Raw genomic sequence first — 18903 nt, forward strand, 5'->3', positions numbered from 1 at the left:
GCAGGCAGTCTCAGTTCCTTGGCCGGAGGACAATGATGCTGTCTTGTTTAATGACCTGTGTATTCAAAACAGTTGATAGTATAAATAAAGCGTCGTTCAAATTGTCGTAATAAATAGGTCCGGTGATCGCCCGTTCCGCCATGCGCGGGTCTTCGAGAATGATCTTTTTACCGTAATTGTCTTCCAGGTACCGGATGATCTCGCCTACATTGGGGTCTTTCAGGATCAGCTTGTTGTGCTTCCAGGCGCTGAAATCTTTGGCATTGGCCGTATCGCGGGCAGGCTGTTGCCGGGCCGGATCGTATACCACCCGATCTCCAGGTTTCATGGTAATGGCCTGGTGCGACGGATTGTTGAAATGCAGCGCGATCTTACCGGTTTCCAGCACTACTTCCGTGATACCACGGCGCTCGCGGATATCGAAACTGGTGCCCAGCACTTCCACCACCAGGTTATCGGTCTGCACTTTGAAGGCTTGTGGGGTTTTCGTGCCGGCTACGAATTGCCTGGTAACCTGGAAATAGCCTTCGCCTGTCAACCTCACTTCGCGTACCGGCTGACCTTCCCAATTTTCGGGGTATTCAATGGTCGAGTGCGCGTTGAGCACCACTACCGACCCATCCGGCAGCGTGACCTGCTTTTTGCTGCCGTAAGACGTTTGGTGCGCGACTTTTTCCCGATCGGCATCCGACTGCCGGTTGACGAGCAGCAACATGATGGCGACGACGGCAGCAGCAGCTACGGCAGACCACCACATGCGGCGGCGTATCGATCTGACGGGGGCGGCCACCGGCTCGCGGTCTCCAGCGAGCCAACCCAGTTGAGCGGCTACCTGATTGAAAGAACTATTGGCTATTTCGTCGCCCGGCTCATCGATCCGAAATGACAAGCTGGTCAGGAGCTGTTGGGCCTCCTCCATCGGCTGTTGAGTGGCAGGGTAACGCCGCACCAGTTCCCCCCAAAATGCATCCGCTTCGGCGGTGGGTGCTATGACCCATTGCTGGAAAAGCGGGTCACAGATAAGGTCACGGCTGGTGCACTGCACATAGTCTTTATAATCGGGCGTCTCCATTGCTATTGATTTAGTACCGGCCTATGGCCGGATTACCCCACGGGGGATGAATTATTTTTTAAGAATTTTTCCGGGCCTCTACTAAGGCGGTCACCAGCCACCACCAGGCAGCAGAGGTAAGGGCCTGTTTCAGTTGCAACAGGCTGCGGGCCATCAATTTATAGGAGGCTTTGACGGTTATGTGCATGATGTCGGCAATCTCTTCATAAGAAAGTGCTTCATAAAAGCGCAGGAACAGGGCTTCCCGTTGACGGGGAGTAAGGGATTCCATAGCGAGTCGGATCTTTTCGGCCAGTTCCTCCGGGGTATTGTCGCGGGTGAAAAAGGCACTGGCATAAAAGGCCGGTTCGTCGGCCTGGTCGGTCAGCGGCAGCTGGCGTTGCGCGCGCTGCATCTTGCGGAACAGGGAATAGCGGAAAGCGGTAAATAAAAAACTGTTGAGGGCAGCGGGCTGATCGATACGGTCCTGCTTGTTCCAGTAGTCGAGAAAGATATCCTGGATGCTGTCTTCTATGAGGACATGGTCGGTGGTAAACTTGCGACCATAGTTATAAAGCTTCTTGTAATAATGGACATAGAGGGTCCGGTATGAAACAGGGTCGTTAGGGTCAAAATATGGCGCTGTTTGATCCGGCATGGTTAGGTAGGTGCAGCCTCCAGCTAGGGGCAGTCGTATAGGGCAAGGTAGGAATTTTTAAGTGTTGGTTCAACAATTAATTGGAGGGTGTTGCAGGGAGGCCTGCGTCTTCGCAGACTTTACCTGGTAATGCTCCACGGAGAGTGGGACGATCAAATGGAAGGAGCTTCCCATTTGCGTGCCTTCAATAATCCAGACTTCTTTTTCTTACGAAAACGCAGGCACCTGGACCGATTAGTGAACTACCTTTTGTTACACGCAGACAGTCTACCGGCTGTTCCGGACAATTCATGTTACTCAATTGGCCGGCCAGTATGATGAACGATATACATATATAATTTTCGGGGTAGTTTTGACCAGGACCCGACCAACCATGATGAGACCCAGTGCTGTAAATTCATTGCTGATAACGATGCTGCTGCTCTGTACAGGCGCCGTATTGAACGCTCAGGTAGGCCGCGTGGATACCAGTTATATCCAGCGATTTGCCCGGCCCAATATGGTGGAGGCAGGACCAGGGGTGTACAGCATGAGCTTCACCTTCTCCCGGAGGCGCGAGCGCAACAGCAACTTTAAGTTATCGGCCAACAGCAGCCACTACCTCGGCGCCTATGCCAATTACAAGTGGTTGTCGCTCCAATACGCCTTTAATCTCCCCGGCACACAGCTAGACAGGAACGTCAAACTGCAATATACCAGCATACGTTTCCGGTTTGGCGGGCGGAAGCTGGTGTTTCACCCATTTTATGACAGCTACAATAGCCTGCTGATACCAGACCATAAAAAGGATATGCCGAATGGGCGGGGTATGTACTGGTAATGCACCAGGAATGCACTGAGAATGCACTAAACGCCTGTATAGTCCCGATACTATACCCGTGCTTTTTCAGGCCATTCCCGGAATAGCACGCATACAGTCTGCACCCACTAACCATACCCTATGCCCGTTATTCGCCCGCTTGTTTACCAGACAGATCAACTTGTCCGAGCCAACCAACCTGGCAAGACCGGCGTTGGTCGTGCCACATTGCCGGGATTCCGCCTACACATCCTCTACATACCTTAGAAACATTGCCACCCGTCATTGACAAGCCAGAGCATGTGTAGACAATGTGTAGAACATGTACAGACAACATGCAGAGAATATGGCCACCAAAAGTGCCGACCAAAATTGCACAAACAATGCAGCATCCGATTTAAGACACCTTCTAGGCGCAACAGTCGACTAAACCACACAAACCAAGAAAGATACCCATCAGCAAAAAGAGCTTCACAAGTCTACTAAAAAGAGCCTTACAATCGAATACCCGGTTTGGGCCAGACTAAAGAAGGTCGGTGCCCTGATGAACCGGTCGGATTCGAGCATTAACCTCACAAATCCGTTAGATAGTATCCCTTCCCTCACCTTTTCTTCGGGAATTGTTCGTGATTTCATTGGGAATGCTCAGGGATTTCCCGAAGAAGTCCCGAACGAGACACGAACGATTCACGAATCAGTCACGGGCAAAAGTGCAGACAATCCACCAGCTATTTGAAGCCTGGGGGCAGTTTTCCGGCAGCAATTGCAAATTAAAGTTCCTATTAGCATTAAATGTTCCGTTTTGCGACACGGGCATTTGGCGGAGCGGTTGAGCCGCCGTTACATTTGATGCGGCAGCACCGGCAATATCGGTTACCCTGCCGGCAACACAGTATCGTCATCGTTTATTTTAAAGCAATATCGTATGGGAAGAATAGCAAAAGGCGTATTGGGCGGATTTTCCGGTACCGTGGGATCGGTAGTTGGCGGAAACTGGAAGGGGATCGAATATATCCGCAGCAAACCCGTTACCCGTAAAGGCAGGAAACAGTCGCAGAAACAACTGGAGCAACAAGCTAAATTTGCCACGGCCATCCGGTTTACCCGCACTATCCAGGACCTGTTCATGGAAACCTTCACTAAAAACGCCAACCTGATGACGGGCATCAACAGCGCCATATCCGACCTTTTGAAGCGGGCACTGATCGGAACGTATCCCTTTTACGACATCCTGTACAGCCAGGTGATGATCAGCCGGGGCAGCCTGCCCAATGCAGCCAGCGCGCAGGCAGTAGCGGCGTCTGCAGGTGGGATTCAATTTAACTGGGGAAATATGGACATCCCCCTTGGCAAGGCCGGACCGAAAGACCAGGCATTGCTGGTGGCTTATTGCCCGGAGTTGAACCGCGCCTGGTATCGTAAAGGCGTCACACGGATTGCTATGACCGATACACTCGATGCAAGTGGACTGAGCGGAAAAACAGTTCAAACCTGGCTGACCTTTATCTCTGAAGACAAGCGGGATCTAGCGGATAGCCTGTTCACAGGTGAGGTTACCGTGGCTTGATGCTGTCAAAATACTGAATCGTGACACTAAGCGCTTAAAACTTATGGGTAAATCATCCGGTGGTTATCCGTTCAAACGAGGCGATCTTTTCAAGGCACAGCGGGCCTGCTACGGCCTGCAGTTCTTCAACCCGTTCAATCAATGCTCCTAACTCAGCTGCAGTAATGTGATAATTGTCTTTATAGCGCGCATCAATATAGCCTCGCGTCAGAAGATCAAACAAATTCATTTCTTCAGCCGTGTTCTCTGGAAAGATACTGTCGAGCTTTTCAGAAAACCGCTTGCTATACCGCTTCAGTTTATCCAGATTGTGCGTCTTGGGTTTATATCCCGTTTCTACCAGGATTACCGCATTGTAAGTACGCTCTGCTGCCTGATGCAGGTTGAAGGCGCCAATCTTTAGCCTTTCTTGTTGCAGGCAAAAGGAAGCAACTTTTAAAAAGTCTGTAGCACCGGCAAACCAATGATCGTAATACTGCTGCGCAATCACCTTGGCTTCCGCAGGGCTTAGCGCCTTTCGCTCGGCAAGCGGAGTACTTCCTGCATCATACAACAATATACCTTCCTGCTCGATATCGCTAAAGAAGTACTGGCCCTCGCTCAGCATCTTGTTGATAAAGCCAATTTCGTGCACAATCACATTCACCGGCGTTTTGTACACGCAGCGGTTCTCGATAATATCCTGCACCTCGTAATCCTTCCGTATATCGCCTTTCCGGGTGATCACCAATATATCGTAGTCGCTCACATACTCATACAGCCGGCCATCCTCGGTGCCGCGCTCCTGTACCCAACGGCCCGTTGCATGACTACCAAACAGGATCACCTTTTCGGGATCTACCGCCTTTACGATGATGGCAGAGATCTCCCGCAGCTGCGCTTGCTTGTGTTCCGGTAAATGTTCCAAAGACGTTTGCATGATACAGTAAAATTAACTGATTGATGTAATAAAAATAAATCCCTGCTGGTGACCCTAGAAAACTAAGGAGCTGGCAATGTCAACTCGTTGTATATACGATTTTGGGGCAGGGGCAGATTGAGTTTTGCTAAATATAATAGTAGCAAAAGGCTTGCAGGTGACACAACCTCTATTTCGAATTTGCCCCGTCCACCAATCATTACGCATGAAGGGAAATAGTTGATCGACCAGGATCTTCAATGGTGTATAGTCCTGAACAATTGACAGCAAGGCATCTTGCCCGCTCCGTCCGAACCGGCAGTCGGTAAACATACCACTGTTCTGGCACAGCTCTGGCACTGTTCTGCCACTGTTCTGTAAGGGGTTGGATTGCCAGGGCATATCTAGTGCTGCGGCAGGCAACTGCCAGGCGAGTGACCTGCCTGTTTCGCTAAACGACGCCACCTCTTGGTTGCCGTACGTACGAAGTATGTTTGATCTCGTTTTCATATCAATCATTTTGAAAGCACAAAGCTGGGGCAAACACGCCCCCGGATCACGATACATACACGTTATAAACACCCGGCTTTTTTTGCAACCAGGCATAAAAAAAGCGCCCGAAAATCGGGCGCTATATACGCTTTTGCGCAGTTTTTAAAACTTTGAGTAGCTTTTACGCTAAAACTGTTTATAACGGGTGTTTACATTTTCCAAGACCGGGCAAAGACGTCCTACCGGCCTATAAGCTTATCGTTTCCCCGCCTGCTCCAGATAGGTGCTTTCGAATATCTTATCGGCATTGCCGGCTTCAAACCCTTCACGGCGATGGGCTGGTGTGATCTCACTGGCTGGCAGGTGGCGGAATTGCTCCAGCACCCGGCGCTCGGCAAACTCGACGTAAGAACCGGGAATGGTTTTGTGATCGCCACCGGCAAATGCAGCCTCTACCATTCCTGCCACCGTACTACTTTGCAGCAGGTTGCCATCCGGACTTTGCTTGATCTTGCCACCGGAATCGTTCAGCACGATGCCCTGCTGTTCGAGAAAGGCATTGAAAGCTGCCAGGTCATTATAAGGCTGCGGCAAGTTGTGGACCGACAACGTATAGTGGTTCAGGTAATACCGGTTATAGATCGCCCAGGCTGCATATTCCGATTCCTTCGCCAGCGCCTCGTAGTCGGCGAGCGTGGGCAGGTCCCAGGAGCTGCTGTGCAGGTATTCATCCACAGCGGCCGCATCGCCGAGATCCAGTTGATCGACCGGGTCCACCTGTACCTTATCGGTATACTGATGAATAATGTTTTGCGCTTCGGCCGACAGATCGGCTACCCGCAGCTCTGAAATGAAGATGCGCGGCATTCCGGCGACCGGTGGCGCATACCAATAGGCATTGAGCTTTTTCTCCTGGAAGAAATACGCATCCCGCCGTTGGTAACCATAATACAAAAACACTTTTTCGAGCGAGGCGATCCCGAGGTGCGGTACTCCCAAGGTTCGAAAGGCGATATGATCATTTTCAATATCCTGCTCTTCTTTGATAATGCCACCCCTGATCATCGCCTGGAGAATGGTGGCCACATCGGGCACGCGCTCTTTATAACGGCTCATGAGGCCATCGAGCACTGCCTGTAATGTATTGGATCTTGTAGTCATCGTATTTACTTTTTAGTGGACTGGTCCGCTGCATACAGCCGACCCCAACGTGTTGCATAAAAATCATCGAGACCAATATCTTCCTGTTTCACAAAACCTTTGGCTGGCAGTTTACCATTGGCCACCATCTCTACCACGGCTACTACCGAAGCAGCCGTCGTCCAGGATATCGCACGCCAGTTGCGGCCATGGATATCGATGGGGTGATAGGCACGGTAAAATTCTTCCCGCTTCAGGAAATCACCATCCCAACCTTCCACTACCGCATATACATACACCACATCTTCTTTTACAGGTGGCTTGGCTTCTGTCAGGATCTGCTCTGTCAGCTCGCGCTTTTCTTTCAGGATCAGCTCGTACAACAAAAAGCGCATCAGTTTGGCATGGCCGGGATAACGGATGGTCTTGTAATTGAGCGTATCTACTTTTCCTTCCAGGGTTTCGCAGAGTGTACCCAACCCACCAGAAGTAGTAAATGCCTCGAACTCCTGCCCTTCTATGTTGATCGTCTCCAATCCTTCCAGCGACGGCACCATTTTACGCGCTCCGTTGTGAATACATTCGGCATCATTGATGTACTCATTGATCACACCCGCCGGCGACCAGGTAAAAGAATAGCCCATGAGGCCATTGGGATAACGCGGCAAGGCACCCACCCGCAATTCAATATCGCGCAGCTTCGTAAACGACTTGGTCAGTTGCGAACCGACAATACCAATAAAGCCCGGCGCCAACCCGCATTGGGGGATCATCACGCCCTTGGCAGTTGTTGCCATCTCACGGATAGCGGCCGTGGTAGCCACATCTTCCGTCAGATCGAAATAATGAATACCCAACTCATAAGCGGTTTTCGCTACGGCCAGGTTGAGGTTGTACGGCAGGCAGGAGACTACCGCATCATGGCCTTTCAACAATTCCCGGAGTGTAGTGGGGTCGGTTACGTTTCCTTCTACTGTAGGAAAACTGACCGGCATGGCAGGAGCCTGCTTATCGATACCGGTAACGGAAAACAGATCGGCCAGCAAAGTACCCACCAATGAGCCCACTTTACCCATGCCGGTAACAGCAATTCGTTTCACAATAATGAATTTATGATGAATAATATGGCACGCGCCATGTACGCGTTCAAACAATAAAAGGGACGGAAAAAGGCAGGAAGATTATGGCACGTTCGCACAGGCACTCCGCAGGAACGCCATGTACGAATAGAATATTTTGAAGGAGTCATTCATACGAGCCTTGCAATATTAGGGAAAATATGGGGCAAAGGCAAATATACCCCTTTGAAAATTTGACGTGGACCTCTCTCGTATTCCTTGTGTTGGTGTTGGTTCTGGCGCCCCTTCGTTGCCAGGCAGACTTGCCAACAAAGCGGTTAAGCATTAACTTGGCACCCTGATACAGAGCTGGTGATTGCCGCATGAAGACTTCCCATTTTTCGCCTTTCCTTTGTTAATCAGTGCCATGATCTTTTACAGCGTGTGGCATAACTTTCGCAAGGCAAGGTCGGCTCCAACGGCAGCATAGGACGCTATCCCCCTTTCACCTAAAACTGGTAATAGTAGCTGGGTCTAAAAAACGGGAACCCGGCATAGAGATTGATGATAAATAAATAAACTATGAAAGAATTTTTTTGCGGCGCTGTTATTGTCACGCACCTCGCCATCCTGCTATCGGCCAGGCTGCTCGACAACTTTTTCTGGATATCAGGCTTCATCCTCTTCGCTATATCCGCCGGCGCTGCCCTTCAATATGCCATTCCCCGCAACCGGCCCGTACTGATTGCTTTCGGGTGGGCCCTCTTCTGGGGTTCGCTGGTCTCCGCCACCCTGATGGCCCTGCTGATGACCTGGCTGGCGTTTAGTTTCCCCAAATAAGTTGACTATATTAGCACATAAACCTGTTTTTGTGCAACAACCCACCCAATCCGTGCCCCACAGCTCATTCCTGCGCCTATCCTCCCTCTCTTTCCTGCTGCTAATGGCTGGATGGCTCATCAGCTGTAAAGAAAAAGCGCCACCATCCACCATCCCCCACACCGATACGCTGACTGGCGCTGCTGATACCATTCCGGAAGCAACGGCCATACTCAAAGAATCCACGAACGAAACAGACACCATCCTCCATGATGACCATGCCGCTGCACTTGTGTCGATCCGGGAGCATTATCAACGCATCAATGCCATTCAAAAATGGGATAAGGTCGAATTCAAAGAACTGGAGGGCGTATCCACCGAAGGCGCTGAAGCAAGATTCTATTATAGCAACCACCAACTACAAAAAATAACCGCCTGGTATTTTGGAGAGACGGGGCAGGCACTCGTCGAATACTATGTAGTAGAGGGCAAGCTGGCCCTTGTCAACGAAAAACAAGCCAACTATAACCGCCCTATTCATTACGACTCCACCTCCATGAAAGAAAACAACGATACCCAACTGCTGGATCCTGCTAAAACAACCTACAACAAGGTCAGGAGTTATTTTCTGCTTGATCAATTGCTGCACCAGGTTTATTTCGAAAAGGACGCTCCCACCGTCACCGACATCCTGCTTGCCGCAGAACAGGGTCGCATACTACCAGAATTTGAACAGCTGTTACAACTCTCCAAGAACCAGTAGTCCCTGTTAGCACTGGCATAAAATATAACGACCAACTCTTGCTGATCGAAGCAGGTCAGTGATTAACATCTGTCCCAACGCATGCTGCCGTTGTTGAAACATCTACCCAAAATTTTTTCCTTTGCTGCCTTTCCCGCTGCCGCCAGGTAACTGGCACGGATCATGTTATATAGGGACACCCACCTACCCGTAGAGAGACCAGCCGGCGGTACCTGATAGCAAGCCGGCACCTCACCACTTAAATAACTATTGTATGAAAGCATTGCGTTCTTTGCACACTGTATTGTATGTGACCACGATTGCCGCGACCCTGACGACCGGCTGCAAGAAAGACAAAGACAATAACGGCGGCGGCAACGCCTCGAAGACGATCTCGGAAAATGTAGCAGCCGATGGCGACCTCACCCTACTGGAAGCAGCCATTGTAAAAGCAGGCATCTCCACCTCCCTGGCAGCCAACGGCAACCTGACCCTCTTTGCTCCGGATGATGCGGCCTTTAAACTCATCGACCTCAATGGCGACGGCATTGCCGATATGGACACCGAAGCCAAGATCAATGCCCTCGACGGCACCAATACCGCCCTGCTCAAAACCTTCCTCGAATACCATGTCCTCACCACCAAGGTGCTGGCGGCCGATGTAGCAGCAGGCCCCAACGCCGAGGTCACCACCAAAGGCGGAAAAGTGGCCTTTACTACCCGCAACAACACCGGTGTATACATCAACGGGGTAAAAGTGAAAAGAGCTGATATCAACGCCTCCAACGGCGTAATCCATGTAATAGACCGGGTATTGAATCCACCATTGGCGACAGTGGCGGAAACCATTGCCGTCAATCCCAATTTCACGTACCTGATCGCGGCTTCGCAGAAAGCCGGTCTCGATGTGATCGTAGCACTCAATGGCCCAGGTCCGCTCACCGCCTTTGCACCTACCAACCAGGCGTTCATCAATGCCGGTTATCCCACGATCGCTTCGGTTCAGGCTGCCAGTGCCGCCAACCTCAAGATCTTATTGTATAACCACGTTGTCAACGGTCGCAACTTCAGCACCGACCTCGTAGACGGATCTCAATTGTCGACGCTGGGCGCCAATAAACTGACCGTATCCCTGGCCGGTGGCGCGAAGATCAAAGGCGTGGGCAATACCACCAATGCCAATATTACCATTGCCAATGTGGTGGCCACAAATGGGGTTATTCACGCAGTTGACCAGGTTTTATTACCTTAACAGCGTATGAAACATTGGTTTTGGATCATTTTATTGTCATTAGCCGGTACTGGCGCCCGGGCGCAGTGCCCTACCCTGGCGGAAGCGAGAACATTGTATGAGCAGGCGGCCGGCGCCGAAAATACCTGCACACAGTTCATCACCAGGCTGCAGCAATGTGGCCGCACTGGTGATCCAGCCGTCTGGGGATACCGGGGTGCAGCGATCATGTTGATGGCCAAACATGCCGGCAGCCCTTTCAGCAAACTGTCGTATTTCAAAAAAGGAAGAAAGGTGCTGGACAGTGCCCTCGCGGCGCATCCCGGCGATATCGAACTTCGCTACCTGAGGTTCACCATCCAAACCAATGTACCCTCGTTGCTGGGCTACAATGACGAAATCAAGGCCGACAAGCAGTACCTGATCAACCACCTGGCTGCTGTAACTGACAACAAGTTGTACAACAACATTTACAATTACCTGCAGCAATCAAAATATGTAACCGGGCAGGAAAAACAGGGGCTTCGGCAAAAGCCAACGGCGCCAGTAACTGCCCGTTAACAACGGTCGGCATTATTCTGTAAATAATTCACCAATAGCCCGCTCTCGCGGGCTATTGTTTTTTCAGGAAGTCTGTAAAGTCTTTTACCTACCTCATTTGAGCGATTGTGACCGGCATTGAATTGTACTACTTTGTTGATCGCCTGGCAACGCACCCTTCGTAAAAGTGCCCGCATGAACACCTCCGTACCGCTGGACTTTACAGTCATATAACTGGACTTCACAGGCATGTCCCCGCTCTACCGAATGGCTAATATTGCCCTAAATAATAAACAATGACAACTACAACAGCAATGAACCCCAACAAAGCATTATGGGAAAAAGGCGACTTCACCAAGATCGCCGAAAGCATGCGTGACAGCGGCACCGCGCTGGTGGCACAATTAGGTATTCAACCAGGCATGCAGGTGCTCGACCTGGGTTGCGGAGATGGCACCACGGCGATCCCCGAAGCGAAACTAGGGGCCCACGTATTGGGTGTCGATATCGCGCGCAACCTGGTGGAAGCCGGTAATCGCCGGGCGAAAGAGGAAGGTCTTTCCAATGTGTTGTTTCAGGAAGGTGATGCCACTGACCTGCACGACCTCGACGACCAACAATTCGATCTCGTAGTGACGATCTTCGGGGCCATGTTTGCCCCCAAACCGCTGGATGTAGCCAAAGAACTGGTGCGGGTGACCAAGCCCGGCGGCAGGATCGTGATGGGCAACTGGATACCCGGTGACCCGACGCTGGTAGCACAAATCTTAAAGATCAGCTCTGCCTATACCCCACCGCCACCAGAAGGTTTTGTGAGCCCGATGTTGTGGGGTGTAGAAAGCCATGTTACAGAACGGTTTGTGGCAGCCGGTGTGGCACCCGAAGACATCTCCTTTTTGAAAGACAGCTTTACTTTCGAATATGCCTGTCCGCCGTCTGAACTCGTAGACAGATTCAGGCTGTTTTATGGCCCTACCATGAATGCCTTTGAAGCTGCTGAGAAAAGCGGGAAAGCAGATGACCTGCGGCGTGAGTTAACCGACCTGTTCAACAGCCAGAACAGCAGCGGCAGTACGGATACCAGCAAGATCACCGCCAATTTTCTACGGGTAACCGTTACGCGTCGATAAACGCTTACCAGCCATTCCACGACATACAAAAGGGTGTATCACCTCAGTAGTGATACACCCTTTTCTATTTCCTGAAAGTCATCGATCGGATGTTAAGGATTCGTGATGGGGCCAATCTTGAACCGGATCACGGTAAACGAGTAAGGCGCCAACGAAAAGCCGCTAAGTTCCGACAGGTTCATGGTTGAGGCTACCGGCTTCGCGTCTTTATCCGCCGGCGCGCCAGTCAGTACCAATTTATCGGCCGTTGTACTCGCAGGTTTCAGCGCACCCAGTTCCACATTGGTAGTCACAGCCACGGGTAGCAGATTGACCAGCTTCAAGATTGCCTCTCCTTTGGCGCTGTCCAGCACGACAGAATAAGCGATCCTTTTGCGTACGGCATCCTGGTTGGATGATATATTGATCTCTGCAGGCACATACTGGTCGCCGGCATATTGGCCATAGATCCTCTGTACGTGATACCCTACGGTGGGTTTCACTTCCGTGTTGTTGAAATAGATCAGGTCTGGATTCCATTGCGTGTGCCCTTCTTTGGCCAGCAAGGGCGCATATGAGGCCATCGACACCACATCGCCATTGCGCTCCAGGCTCGTGAGGTAGAGTGCTTCTGCCAGTGCCGTTTCGAGGTTATTGGGCCGACCGGGCAAGTGGGCGGCATATTCACCGAGGTATACTTTGCTGCGGCTGCGATCGTATTTGTCGTAGAAGTCCTGGTTGTTGATCATCCAGCCTGGTGGTACATAGTAGTGCTCATCCACCATGGAGACCTTGTGTTTATCGGCCAGTTTCCAGCCTTCGTCGTAATCCGTTCCTTCCCAGAATGGCCCTACGGTGCCGATCACTGTGAGGTTGGGATATTTTGCTTTTAGCGCTTGTTGTATCATGGCGAAGCGTACCTCAAACAGGTCGGTGATGAGGTCTTCGTTGCCGATGCCGATGTATTTCAGGTTGAACGGCTTCGGATGACCGGCTTCGGCACGCTTCTTACCCCAGGTCGTGGTAATATCGCCGTTGGCGTATTCTACCAGATCCAGGATATCCTGAACATAAGCACCCATTTGTTCCATCGGTATGCCGCCTTGCTGACCACCCATGGTGCCATTGCTGCCAGAGTTCTGACAAGGCACACCGGCAGCGAGTACGGGCAATGGCTCGGCCCCAATGTCTTCGCAATAACGGAAGTATTCGAAGTAGCCCAATCCGCCCGTTTGGTGGTAACCCCACAGATTGCGCATGGGCACCCGTGCTTCGAGTGGGCCGATGGTGTTCTTCCATTGATAGATATTGTGCAGTCCGTCTCCGTGCGCTACGCAACCACCGGGGAAGCGGATAAATCGAGGGTGTATATCAGCTACAGTCTGGGCGAGGTCGGCGCGCAGGCCATTCTCCCGGCCCATAAAGGTCTTTTCCGGGAACAATGATACCATATCGAGCTGCAAGGTACCCGCACCCAGTGGCGCCAGTTCGAGGTGTGCATCCGCAGCATCGGCATTGGCCTTCAGCAATGCTTTTGCGGGCTTCCAGTTGCCTTTTGAAGGACTAATGGAGGCAGTTGCCAGCACAGCACCGTCCTTGCCCACCAGGCTTATCTTTAGCTTACCGTTGCCGGTTGTTTGTTTGGTAAAGAGGCTGAGTTTGTAGTTCTCTCCTTTCTTCACCGGGATGCCATCGAATCCGGTATTGGTGAGGTAACCGCCTGGCGCCGTTGTTTTCAATACGGCATAATGCGGGTTGTTGGCGTGGAGGGGGGCGTCGGTGGCAATGGTGAATTGCAGTTGGTTGCCCTGTGCCTTCCAGGCATAATCCTGTTTCCAGGTGGAGTCGCGGCCTTCTTTATCGGACAAGGCATATTCAAAGCCGCGGTTTTGTACCAGTTCGGCATAGATACCGCCGTCGGCGGCATAGTTGATGTCTTCAAAGAAAACGCCTGTCAGCAGGTTGCTGATGGGTTTACGCTGCGCAGGCTTCAATACGATCTTCGCATTGACCGGCTTGAGGTTGGCAAAACGTTGTGCATCCTGCGTGGTGTTCTCGCCGTGCAGGCCATTGCGGTATTGCCGTTGTTCCCAGGCTTTGACCAGTTGATCGACTTCGTCGTAGGCCACCCAGTTTACATTGCCGCTGGCCTCTCCATTGGGCAACCGGGTTGTTTCTTTGGCATTGTAAAACTGCGCAGCGGGTATCGCTTTTTCTGGCGTATAGGTTTTGAAATCTTTCGTCGTTAACTGGAAATACTGGTTATTCTTATCGGCATACTGGATCACATACGCGTCTTCGGTTGCCAGGTATTGCAGGGTTGGGCGCGTTACATTGGCGCCGGCAGTGACCAACTGGTAGTCCTGCGGTCCCCAGTTCACGAGGTCTTTGGAGGTTACGTGCGCGAAGATCTTTTCGCGGTCATTGAGCGCCCATACGGCATGCCATTCACCGTTGCGTCCTTTGATGAGATAGGGATCAATCATCTTTTTTTCGGATCCCCAGCGGCCGTAGTCGCTGTACACGAAGCCAGCTTCATTGCCAATGAGGTACCAGTTGGCACCGTCCTGGCTCCAGGCAAAATGCAAACCATTGTGGTAATTGTTTTTAGCGGTACCGTAGGCGAGCAGGCGTACGGCGCCGGGGCGTTGTTGCGGCTGCGCCAGGGCGTGGACATGGAACAGGGAAATGAGCAGCAACAGGCTGCAGCAGGCGTTAATGGCAGACCTCATGGGCAAACAAGTTGGGTTGGTTCATTTAAATGTCAATAATACAATTATTGCAGCAATCAGACAAGGAAGGATTGAAAGGGAGCAATACGGACAATAGGGAAATTACCTACTTTTAAGGGATGCAAACACATCGATTTGGGGAAAATGTTAAGCGGTTGGTAAAATAGCCCTCACCGCCGCCTCCCCCATTGCAAGTCCGGGATATTGTTGCTATATTGGTAGACCCTTACCATTATGAATACTGTCGCCCATACCTCACGTGATACCACCGGCAAACTGATCTGGACCTGTTCCGGCATCATGGTCTTTGCCAGTCTTTCCTTTTTCTTATTGAGCTTTTCTGAATTCTACCATGTCGCTTTCGGGGGTTCTGCAGCCGCATATCCCTGGGGTAGCACGCACCAATACCCCTGGTATTACCAGACACCGGCTACCTATTCGGGCTATCAGCTCATCGCTGGCCTCCTGTTCCTGGGTGCCGCCATCCTGACGCTCCGCGCCATGGTGCTGAAGGACAAGCCACTCGTCATTAAAGGCATTACCCTCACCGCACTATTCCTGACTGCGGAGATCATCAGTATCAACATCCGGCACTAATCACCGCTACCGGCTAACATAAAAAAAGGGCGACCTTGCCGCCCTCTTCCAATACGTTGCGAATCCTCTAGTAAGCCGAAGGTTTCACGGGTATAATGCTTCCATCTGCTGCAAAGGTCATGGGATCGATACATACTTCGCGGTGGAAACCGGCAGCGCCCCCCATCTTAATGCCCTGCGGGCGATTGAAGCGATGGTAAATGATATACCACTCATCTTTACCAGGTACCTGTAATACACAGTTATGCCCCGTGCCATACACACCGGTGGCGGCATCCTTCGCCAGGATCAGGTTATTCTCCACGGGTTGTATGGGTCCCAGCGGTGAAGTAGCTGTGCCATACCGTACGCGGTAGTCCGCATCGCGGGTATCGTTCTCCGACCAGAGAAAATAGTATTTACCCTTGCGGAAGAATACTTCCGTGCCTTCGCGGAAAGTAGCGCCGGGGTTGAGGATCGTGAGGGTTTCCGTCTTAAGCGAGGTCATGTCTTCATTCAACTCGACGCCTGCCATAAAACCATTGCCCCAATAGAAATACGATTTACCTGTCTGCGGATCGGTAAACACATCGGGGTCGATATTCTGTCCACCCTTTACACCAGCGGGCAGCTTGTCGATCAGCGGTTTGCCCATATCCACGAAGGGCCCTGTAGGGTTGTCGGACACGGCCACCCCGATCTTCTGTGCTGCGGTGAAGTAATAGAAGTATTTGTATTCGCCATTGATCTTCTTTTCTACAATACAAGGCGCCCAGGCATTGCGTTTGCCCCAGCTCACGTCTTTGGGCAGGTCAAGGATCACGCCTTCGTCCTTCCAATGCTTGAGATCGCTGGAGGAGAAGGTTTTGAAATAAGTGCCCGACCAGCCATTGAAGCCATCACTGGTGGGATAGACATAATATTTACCGGTCTTGTTGGAATACAATACTTCCGGATCGGCATAATAACCGGGCAATATAGGATTCTTTACTTCCTTCACTACGACGCTATAGGTTTCCGGCTTGCGTCCAGTGATAGATACCGTATACGGTACCGGACCATTGGCAAAATGGCCTTTACCCGCCGTAACGCTGATGCCGGTCATAGATAAAAACTGTGGTTTGATGCTATTGGGATCAACGCCTGGCGACACGGGTAAGATGAGCTGGCGCTTCGCAGAATCCAGTTCTACATTGATCTTCCTGATATTGGGATCTTTCGCCGTCATCACCACATCCTCCGGCCGCATCCATTGCTTCAGCAAGCGAGCGTATTCTGCCGACGTGATCGGCAATACGGTGCCATGACGGGGATGAAAGTTCATGGAGATCTCTTTATCGATTACGGTGAAGTGCTCCAGGTCTTCGGAGCGTGTAAACTGGTAGGTGCCCTTGGTATACACATCATACATCAGCACATACCCGCTACCATCATTCAGCTTGAAGACGGAAGAACCTTCTACCGGATCTTTGGTTTGCTGCACAAAACGATCGCGCAGCATATACCCTTCCGTCAGCTTGTCCGATACGGCGATCTTCAAGCCTGCACCGGCATCTTCGGTTTTGAAGAACAGGTAAAACTTACCGTCCTTTGCTACGATATCTCCATCGATACAAGCGCCGCCGCTGGGATTGAAGAACAATTGCTTGGGTTCCGTCTCGAAGTCGGTGAAGTCTTTATTGGCATAGGCATAGTAGATCTTATCGGGATCTTTACCCTGCTTGAGCGAGAAGTAGATCATGTATTTACCCGCCTTTGCATCATAGATGGTTTGTGGTGCCCACACGCGTAACAGGCTATCGTTGCCGGCAAAGCGTTTTTGGAAGTTGATCTTGCTCGACGTCCAGTTGATCATGTCTTTGGACTTCAGCAACACCATACCCCGATTGGAGTTCCAGCCACGTGCCGACACCATATCGGTCACTACCATGTAGAAGCTTTTGCCATCGGCCCCGCGCAGGATATGCGGGTCGCGCACACCCCCGGTTTCGCTGATGGCCGCCGAGGGGATGATGGGCTTGTCGCCATTGAGGGCCTGGTAATGGTAGCCATCATTGCTCAGTGCAAAACGAATCGCTTCTTCGTCACCGGTATTGCCGGTAAAATAAGCGAAGACATATTTGGTATAACCGGACGGCTTATCCTTCGGCTGCGCTATCAAGGCGGGCGCCATTAACAAGCAAAGTGTCACATACAGTAACTTGTATTTCCAACGGTTCATATGCATCATTTTCAAGTTGATCAATTGAGGTGCAGCGCATGGTCGGCTTCCGCATCCTGGCCACTCCATATTTTCACGGCACTCCACGGTGCGGCAGGAGAAGACCAGAACGGGTCTTCGGGCGATAAGCCCAGCGGCAAAAACAACGCCGAGCACAGGTACAAACTACCGGTATTGATATAGAAGTCGGCCAGGCCTGGCTGGTGGCCGTAGAGGCCCAGGTTCAGCCAGCCTTCCTTGTTATACGTATTGGGTGCCTGCAGGGTCTTCTTCAATACCGCGGTCAAAGCACCGCGCACCTGCGCCGGCTGCAAAGAAGCCGGCAGTTGCAAACGATAACTCATGTCGGCCAGGTGATGGAATGCTCCACCCCGATACACGATTGAGCGGCCGGTGGCAGGAAAGGAACCATCGGTATTGATCACCTTCTCCTGCAGTTCTGCATAGCGTTTGGATATCTTGTCCAGTTTGGGCAGGAACCATTCATAGGCTTTGCCCTTGCTGTTGAGCACGGCGAGGATGGTGTTGAGGTAGGGTTGTATCACATAACTGTTGTAATAGTCCATCGCGAAGTTCATGCCATCGGAGAACATACCATCGCCGGTATACCAATGGTTGGCAAACTCGCGGATACCAAACTCGATGCGCACCTTGTCGTATTCATAACCATATTTACAAAAGAAGGCTTCGACCATTCCGGTAAACAGGATCCAGTTGGAATACACCGGCACGGTGCTGCGCGAGAGACGCAGGGCGGCAACCGTACGTTGTTGGGTAGAGTCATCGAGGTGCGCCCATAGCCAGGGGCAACGGATAAGGCCCAGGGCAAAGAAGGAGGCATCGACGAAGGGTTGACCACCCGTCCAGGTGAGGTAATCGGGGGAGGCTGGATTCACGGCATTGGCTACTGCTTTTACCGCCCACTGGCGGTACTGGTTGCGCAGTGCTATTTCTTTGGCATTACCGCCTTCGCCTTGCAGCCAGGGACTGATACCGGTGAGGGTACGTCCAAACGCTTCGAGGTAAGATGCCTGTGTTCTGTGCACTTTGTTGTCGACCTTATCGGCGAGCACTACGCGCATATTGGTTTTCAAGGTGCCATTGGCCAGGTTCTCCATCACGGGACGGGCCAGCTTGTCCATTTGTTCCAACCACAGGGTGCGGTCGGCGGCGCCGGTTGTTTGTGCTGCAACGCGGGTAGTGACCAGCAATAAGCAGGCGGCCAGCAGGCAAGCCATCGAATAGTTCTTTGTCAGCATTCGTTACTATT

The 18903-nt window shown here is 51.6% G+C and carries 16 protein-coding genes; 8 read left to right on the top strand and 8 right to left on the bottom strand.

What is annotated here, in order from left to right:
- Positions 1–10: 10 nt before the first annotated feature.
- Together P2W70_RS18330 and P2W70_RS18335 are read right to left on the bottom strand one after the other, a co-directional pair.
- The gene (locus P2W70_RS18330; RefSeq protein WP_276482959.1) at positions 11–1072 is read right to left on the bottom strand and encodes a FecR family protein; all 1062 of its coding nucleotides are present in this window, start codon (positions 1070–1072) and stop codon (positions 11–13) included.
- A 58-nt stretch (positions 1073–1130) separates the two neighbouring features.
- Positions 1131–1709, bottom strand: a complete 579-nt coding sequence (locus tag P2W70_RS18335; protein WP_276482960.1) for an RNA polymerase sigma factor — start codon at positions 1707–1709, stop codon at positions 1131–1133.
- 412 nt (positions 1710–2121) lie between these two features.
- Between P2W70_RS18335 and P2W70_RS18340 the strand changes: the two genes are divergently transcribed.
- A complete protein-coding gene (locus P2W70_RS18340; protein WP_276482961.1) occupies positions 2122–2529 on the top strand; it encodes a DUF4421 family protein in 408 nt (135 codons plus the stop codon).
- A gap of 904 nt (positions 2530–3433) precedes the next feature.
- Positions 3434–4075 carry a DUF6266 family protein gene (locus P2W70_RS18345; protein ID WP_276482962.1) on the top strand — a complete coding sequence of 214 codons (642 nt, stop codon included), beginning with the start codon at positions 3434–3436 and terminating at the stop codon, positions 4073–4075.
- A gap of 52 nt (positions 4076–4127) precedes the next feature.
- Here the strand turns inward: P2W70_RS18345 and P2W70_RS18350 are convergent, their stop codons facing one another.
- The 3 genes from P2W70_RS18350 to P2W70_RS18360 form a co-directional block, all read right to left on the bottom strand.
- The gene (locus P2W70_RS18350) at positions 4128–4994 is read right to left on the bottom strand and encodes a HEPN domain-containing protein (RefSeq protein ID WP_276482963.1); all 867 of its coding nucleotides are present in this window, start codon (positions 4992–4994) and stop codon (positions 4128–4130) included.
- A 726-nt stretch (positions 4995–5720) separates the two neighbouring features.
- On the bottom strand, positions 5721–6626 hold the full coding sequence (locus P2W70_RS18355) for a DUF1338 domain-containing protein (protein WP_276482964.1): 906 nt from the start codon (positions 6624–6626) through the stop codon (positions 5721–5723).
- A 5-nt stretch (positions 6627–6631) separates the two neighbouring features.
- On the bottom strand, positions 6632–7705 hold the full coding sequence (locus P2W70_RS18360; RefSeq protein WP_276482965.1) for a saccharopine dehydrogenase family protein: 1074 nt from the start codon (positions 7703–7705) through the stop codon (positions 6632–6634).
- A 540-nt stretch (positions 7706–8245) separates the two neighbouring features.
- On the opposite strand from P2W70_RS18360, the gene P2W70_RS18365 reads away from it, so the two are divergent.
- From P2W70_RS18365 to P2W70_RS18385, 5 genes are all read left to right on the top strand, one after another.
- Complete coding sequence (locus P2W70_RS18365; RefSeq protein ID WP_276482966.1) at positions 8246–8503, top strand: hypothetical protein; 258 nt, start codon at positions 8246–8248, stop codon at positions 8501–8503.
- Between the two features lie 31 nt (positions 8504–8534).
- Positions 8535–9245: a hypothetical protein gene (locus tag P2W70_RS18370; protein WP_276482967.1), complete on the top strand. Its 711-nt coding sequence runs from the start codon at positions 8535–8537 to the stop codon at positions 9243–9245.
- A gap of 253 nt (positions 9246–9498) precedes the next feature.
- Entirely contained in the window at positions 9499–10476 is a 978-nt protein-coding gene (locus tag P2W70_RS18375; RefSeq protein WP_276482968.1) for a fasciclin domain-containing protein, read from the top strand.
- Between the two features lie 6 nt (positions 10477–10482).
- On the top strand, positions 10483–11016 hold the full coding sequence (locus tag P2W70_RS18380) for a hypothetical protein (RefSeq protein ID WP_276482969.1): 534 nt from the start codon (positions 10483–10485) through the stop codon (positions 11014–11016).
- Between the two features lie 275 nt (positions 11017–11291).
- Entirely contained in the window at positions 11292–12125 is an 834-nt protein-coding gene (locus tag P2W70_RS18385; protein WP_276482970.1) for a class I SAM-dependent methyltransferase, read from the top strand.
- A gap of 92 nt (positions 12126–12217) precedes the next feature.
- Here P2W70_RS18385 and P2W70_RS18390 read toward each other — a convergent pair whose 3' ends face one another.
- Positions 12218–14836, bottom strand: a complete 2619-nt coding sequence (locus tag P2W70_RS18390) for an alpha-L-arabinofuranosidase C-terminal domain-containing protein (protein WP_276482971.1) — start codon at positions 14834–14836, stop codon at positions 12218–12220.
- A 234-nt stretch (positions 14837–15070) separates the two neighbouring features.
- Between P2W70_RS18390 and P2W70_RS18395 the strand changes: the two genes are divergently transcribed.
- Positions 15071–15433 (top strand): hypothetical protein, encoded by a 363-nt coding sequence (locus P2W70_RS18395; RefSeq protein WP_276482972.1) that lies wholly within the window; start codon positions 15071–15073, stop codon positions 15431–15433.
- A 67-nt stretch (positions 15434–15500) separates the two neighbouring features.
- Here the strand turns inward: P2W70_RS18395 and P2W70_RS18400 are convergent, their stop codons facing one another.
- Both P2W70_RS18400 and P2W70_RS18405 read right to left on the bottom strand, forming a co-directional pair.
- Entirely contained in the window at positions 15501–17633 is a 2133-nt protein-coding gene (locus P2W70_RS18400; protein ID WP_276482973.1) for a glycoside hydrolase family 43 protein, read from the bottom strand.
- Between the two features lie 20 nt (positions 17634–17653).
- Positions 17654–18892 carry a DUF2264 domain-containing protein gene (locus tag P2W70_RS18405; protein ID WP_276482974.1) on the bottom strand — a complete coding sequence of 413 codons (1239 nt, stop codon included), beginning with the start codon at positions 18890–18892 and terminating at the stop codon, positions 17654–17656.
- Between the last annotated feature and the right edge of the window lie 11 nt (positions 18893–18903).

This window comes from Paraflavitalea pollutisoli, from assembly GCF_029360705.1.
Classification (GTDB): Bacteria; Bacteroidota; Bacteroidia; order Chitinophagales; family Chitinophagaceae; genus Paraflavitalea; species Paraflavitalea pollutisoli.

Bases quoted from the DNA above. Each gene is read 5' to 3' on its own strand.
- P2W70_RS18400 (WP_276482973.1), bottom strand. From the start codon at position 17,633: ATGAACCGTTGGAAATACAAGTTACTGTATGTGACACTTTGCTTGTTA.
- P2W70_RS18380 (WP_276482969.1), top strand. From the start codon at position 10,483: ATGAAACATTGGTTTTGGATCATTTTATTGTCATTAGCCGGTACTGGC.
- P2W70_RS18365 (WP_276482966.1), top strand. From the start codon at position 8,246: ATGAAAGAATTTTTTTGCGGCGCTGTTATTGTCACGCACCTCGCCATC.
- P2W70_RS18340 (WP_276482961.1), top strand. From the start codon at position 2,122: ATGCTGCTGCTCTGTACAGGCGCCGTATTGAACGCTCAGGTAGGCCGC.
- P2W70_RS18395 (WP_276482972.1), top strand. From the start codon at position 15,071: ATGAATACTGTCGCCCATACCTCACGTGATACCACCGGCAAACTGATC.
- P2W70_RS18345 (WP_276482962.1), top strand. From the start codon at position 3,434: ATGGGAAGAATAGCAAAAGGCGTATTGGGCGGATTTTCCGGTACCGTG.
- P2W70_RS18375 (WP_276482968.1), top strand. From the start codon at position 9,499: ATGAAAGCATTGCGTTCTTTGCACACTGTATTGTATGTGACCACGATT.
- P2W70_RS18385 (WP_276482970.1), top strand. From the start codon at position 11,292: ATGACAACTACAACAGCAATGAACCCCAACAAAGCATTATGGGAAAAA.
- P2W70_RS18350 (WP_276482963.1), bottom strand. From the start codon at position 4,994: ATGCAAACGTCTTTGGAACATTTACCGGAACACAAGCAAGCGCAGCTG.
- P2W70_RS18390 (WP_276482971.1), bottom strand. From the start codon at position 14,836: ATGAGGTCTGCCATTAACGCCTGCTGCAGCCTGTTGCTGCTCATTTCC.
- P2W70_RS18330 (WP_276482959.1), bottom strand. From the start codon at position 1,072: ATGGAGACGCCCGATTATAAAGACTATGTGCAGTGCACCAGCCGTGAC.
- P2W70_RS18335 (WP_276482960.1), bottom strand. From the start codon at position 1,709: ATGCCGGATCAAACAGCGCCATATTTTGACCCTAACGACCCTGTTTCA.
- P2W70_RS18405 (WP_276482974.1), bottom strand. From the start codon at position 18,892: ATGCTGACAAAGAACTATTCGATGGCTTGCCTGCTGGCCGCCTGCTTA.
- P2W70_RS18355 (WP_276482964.1), bottom strand. From the start codon at position 6,626: ATGACTACAAGATCCAATACATTACAGGCAGTGCTCGATGGCCTCATG.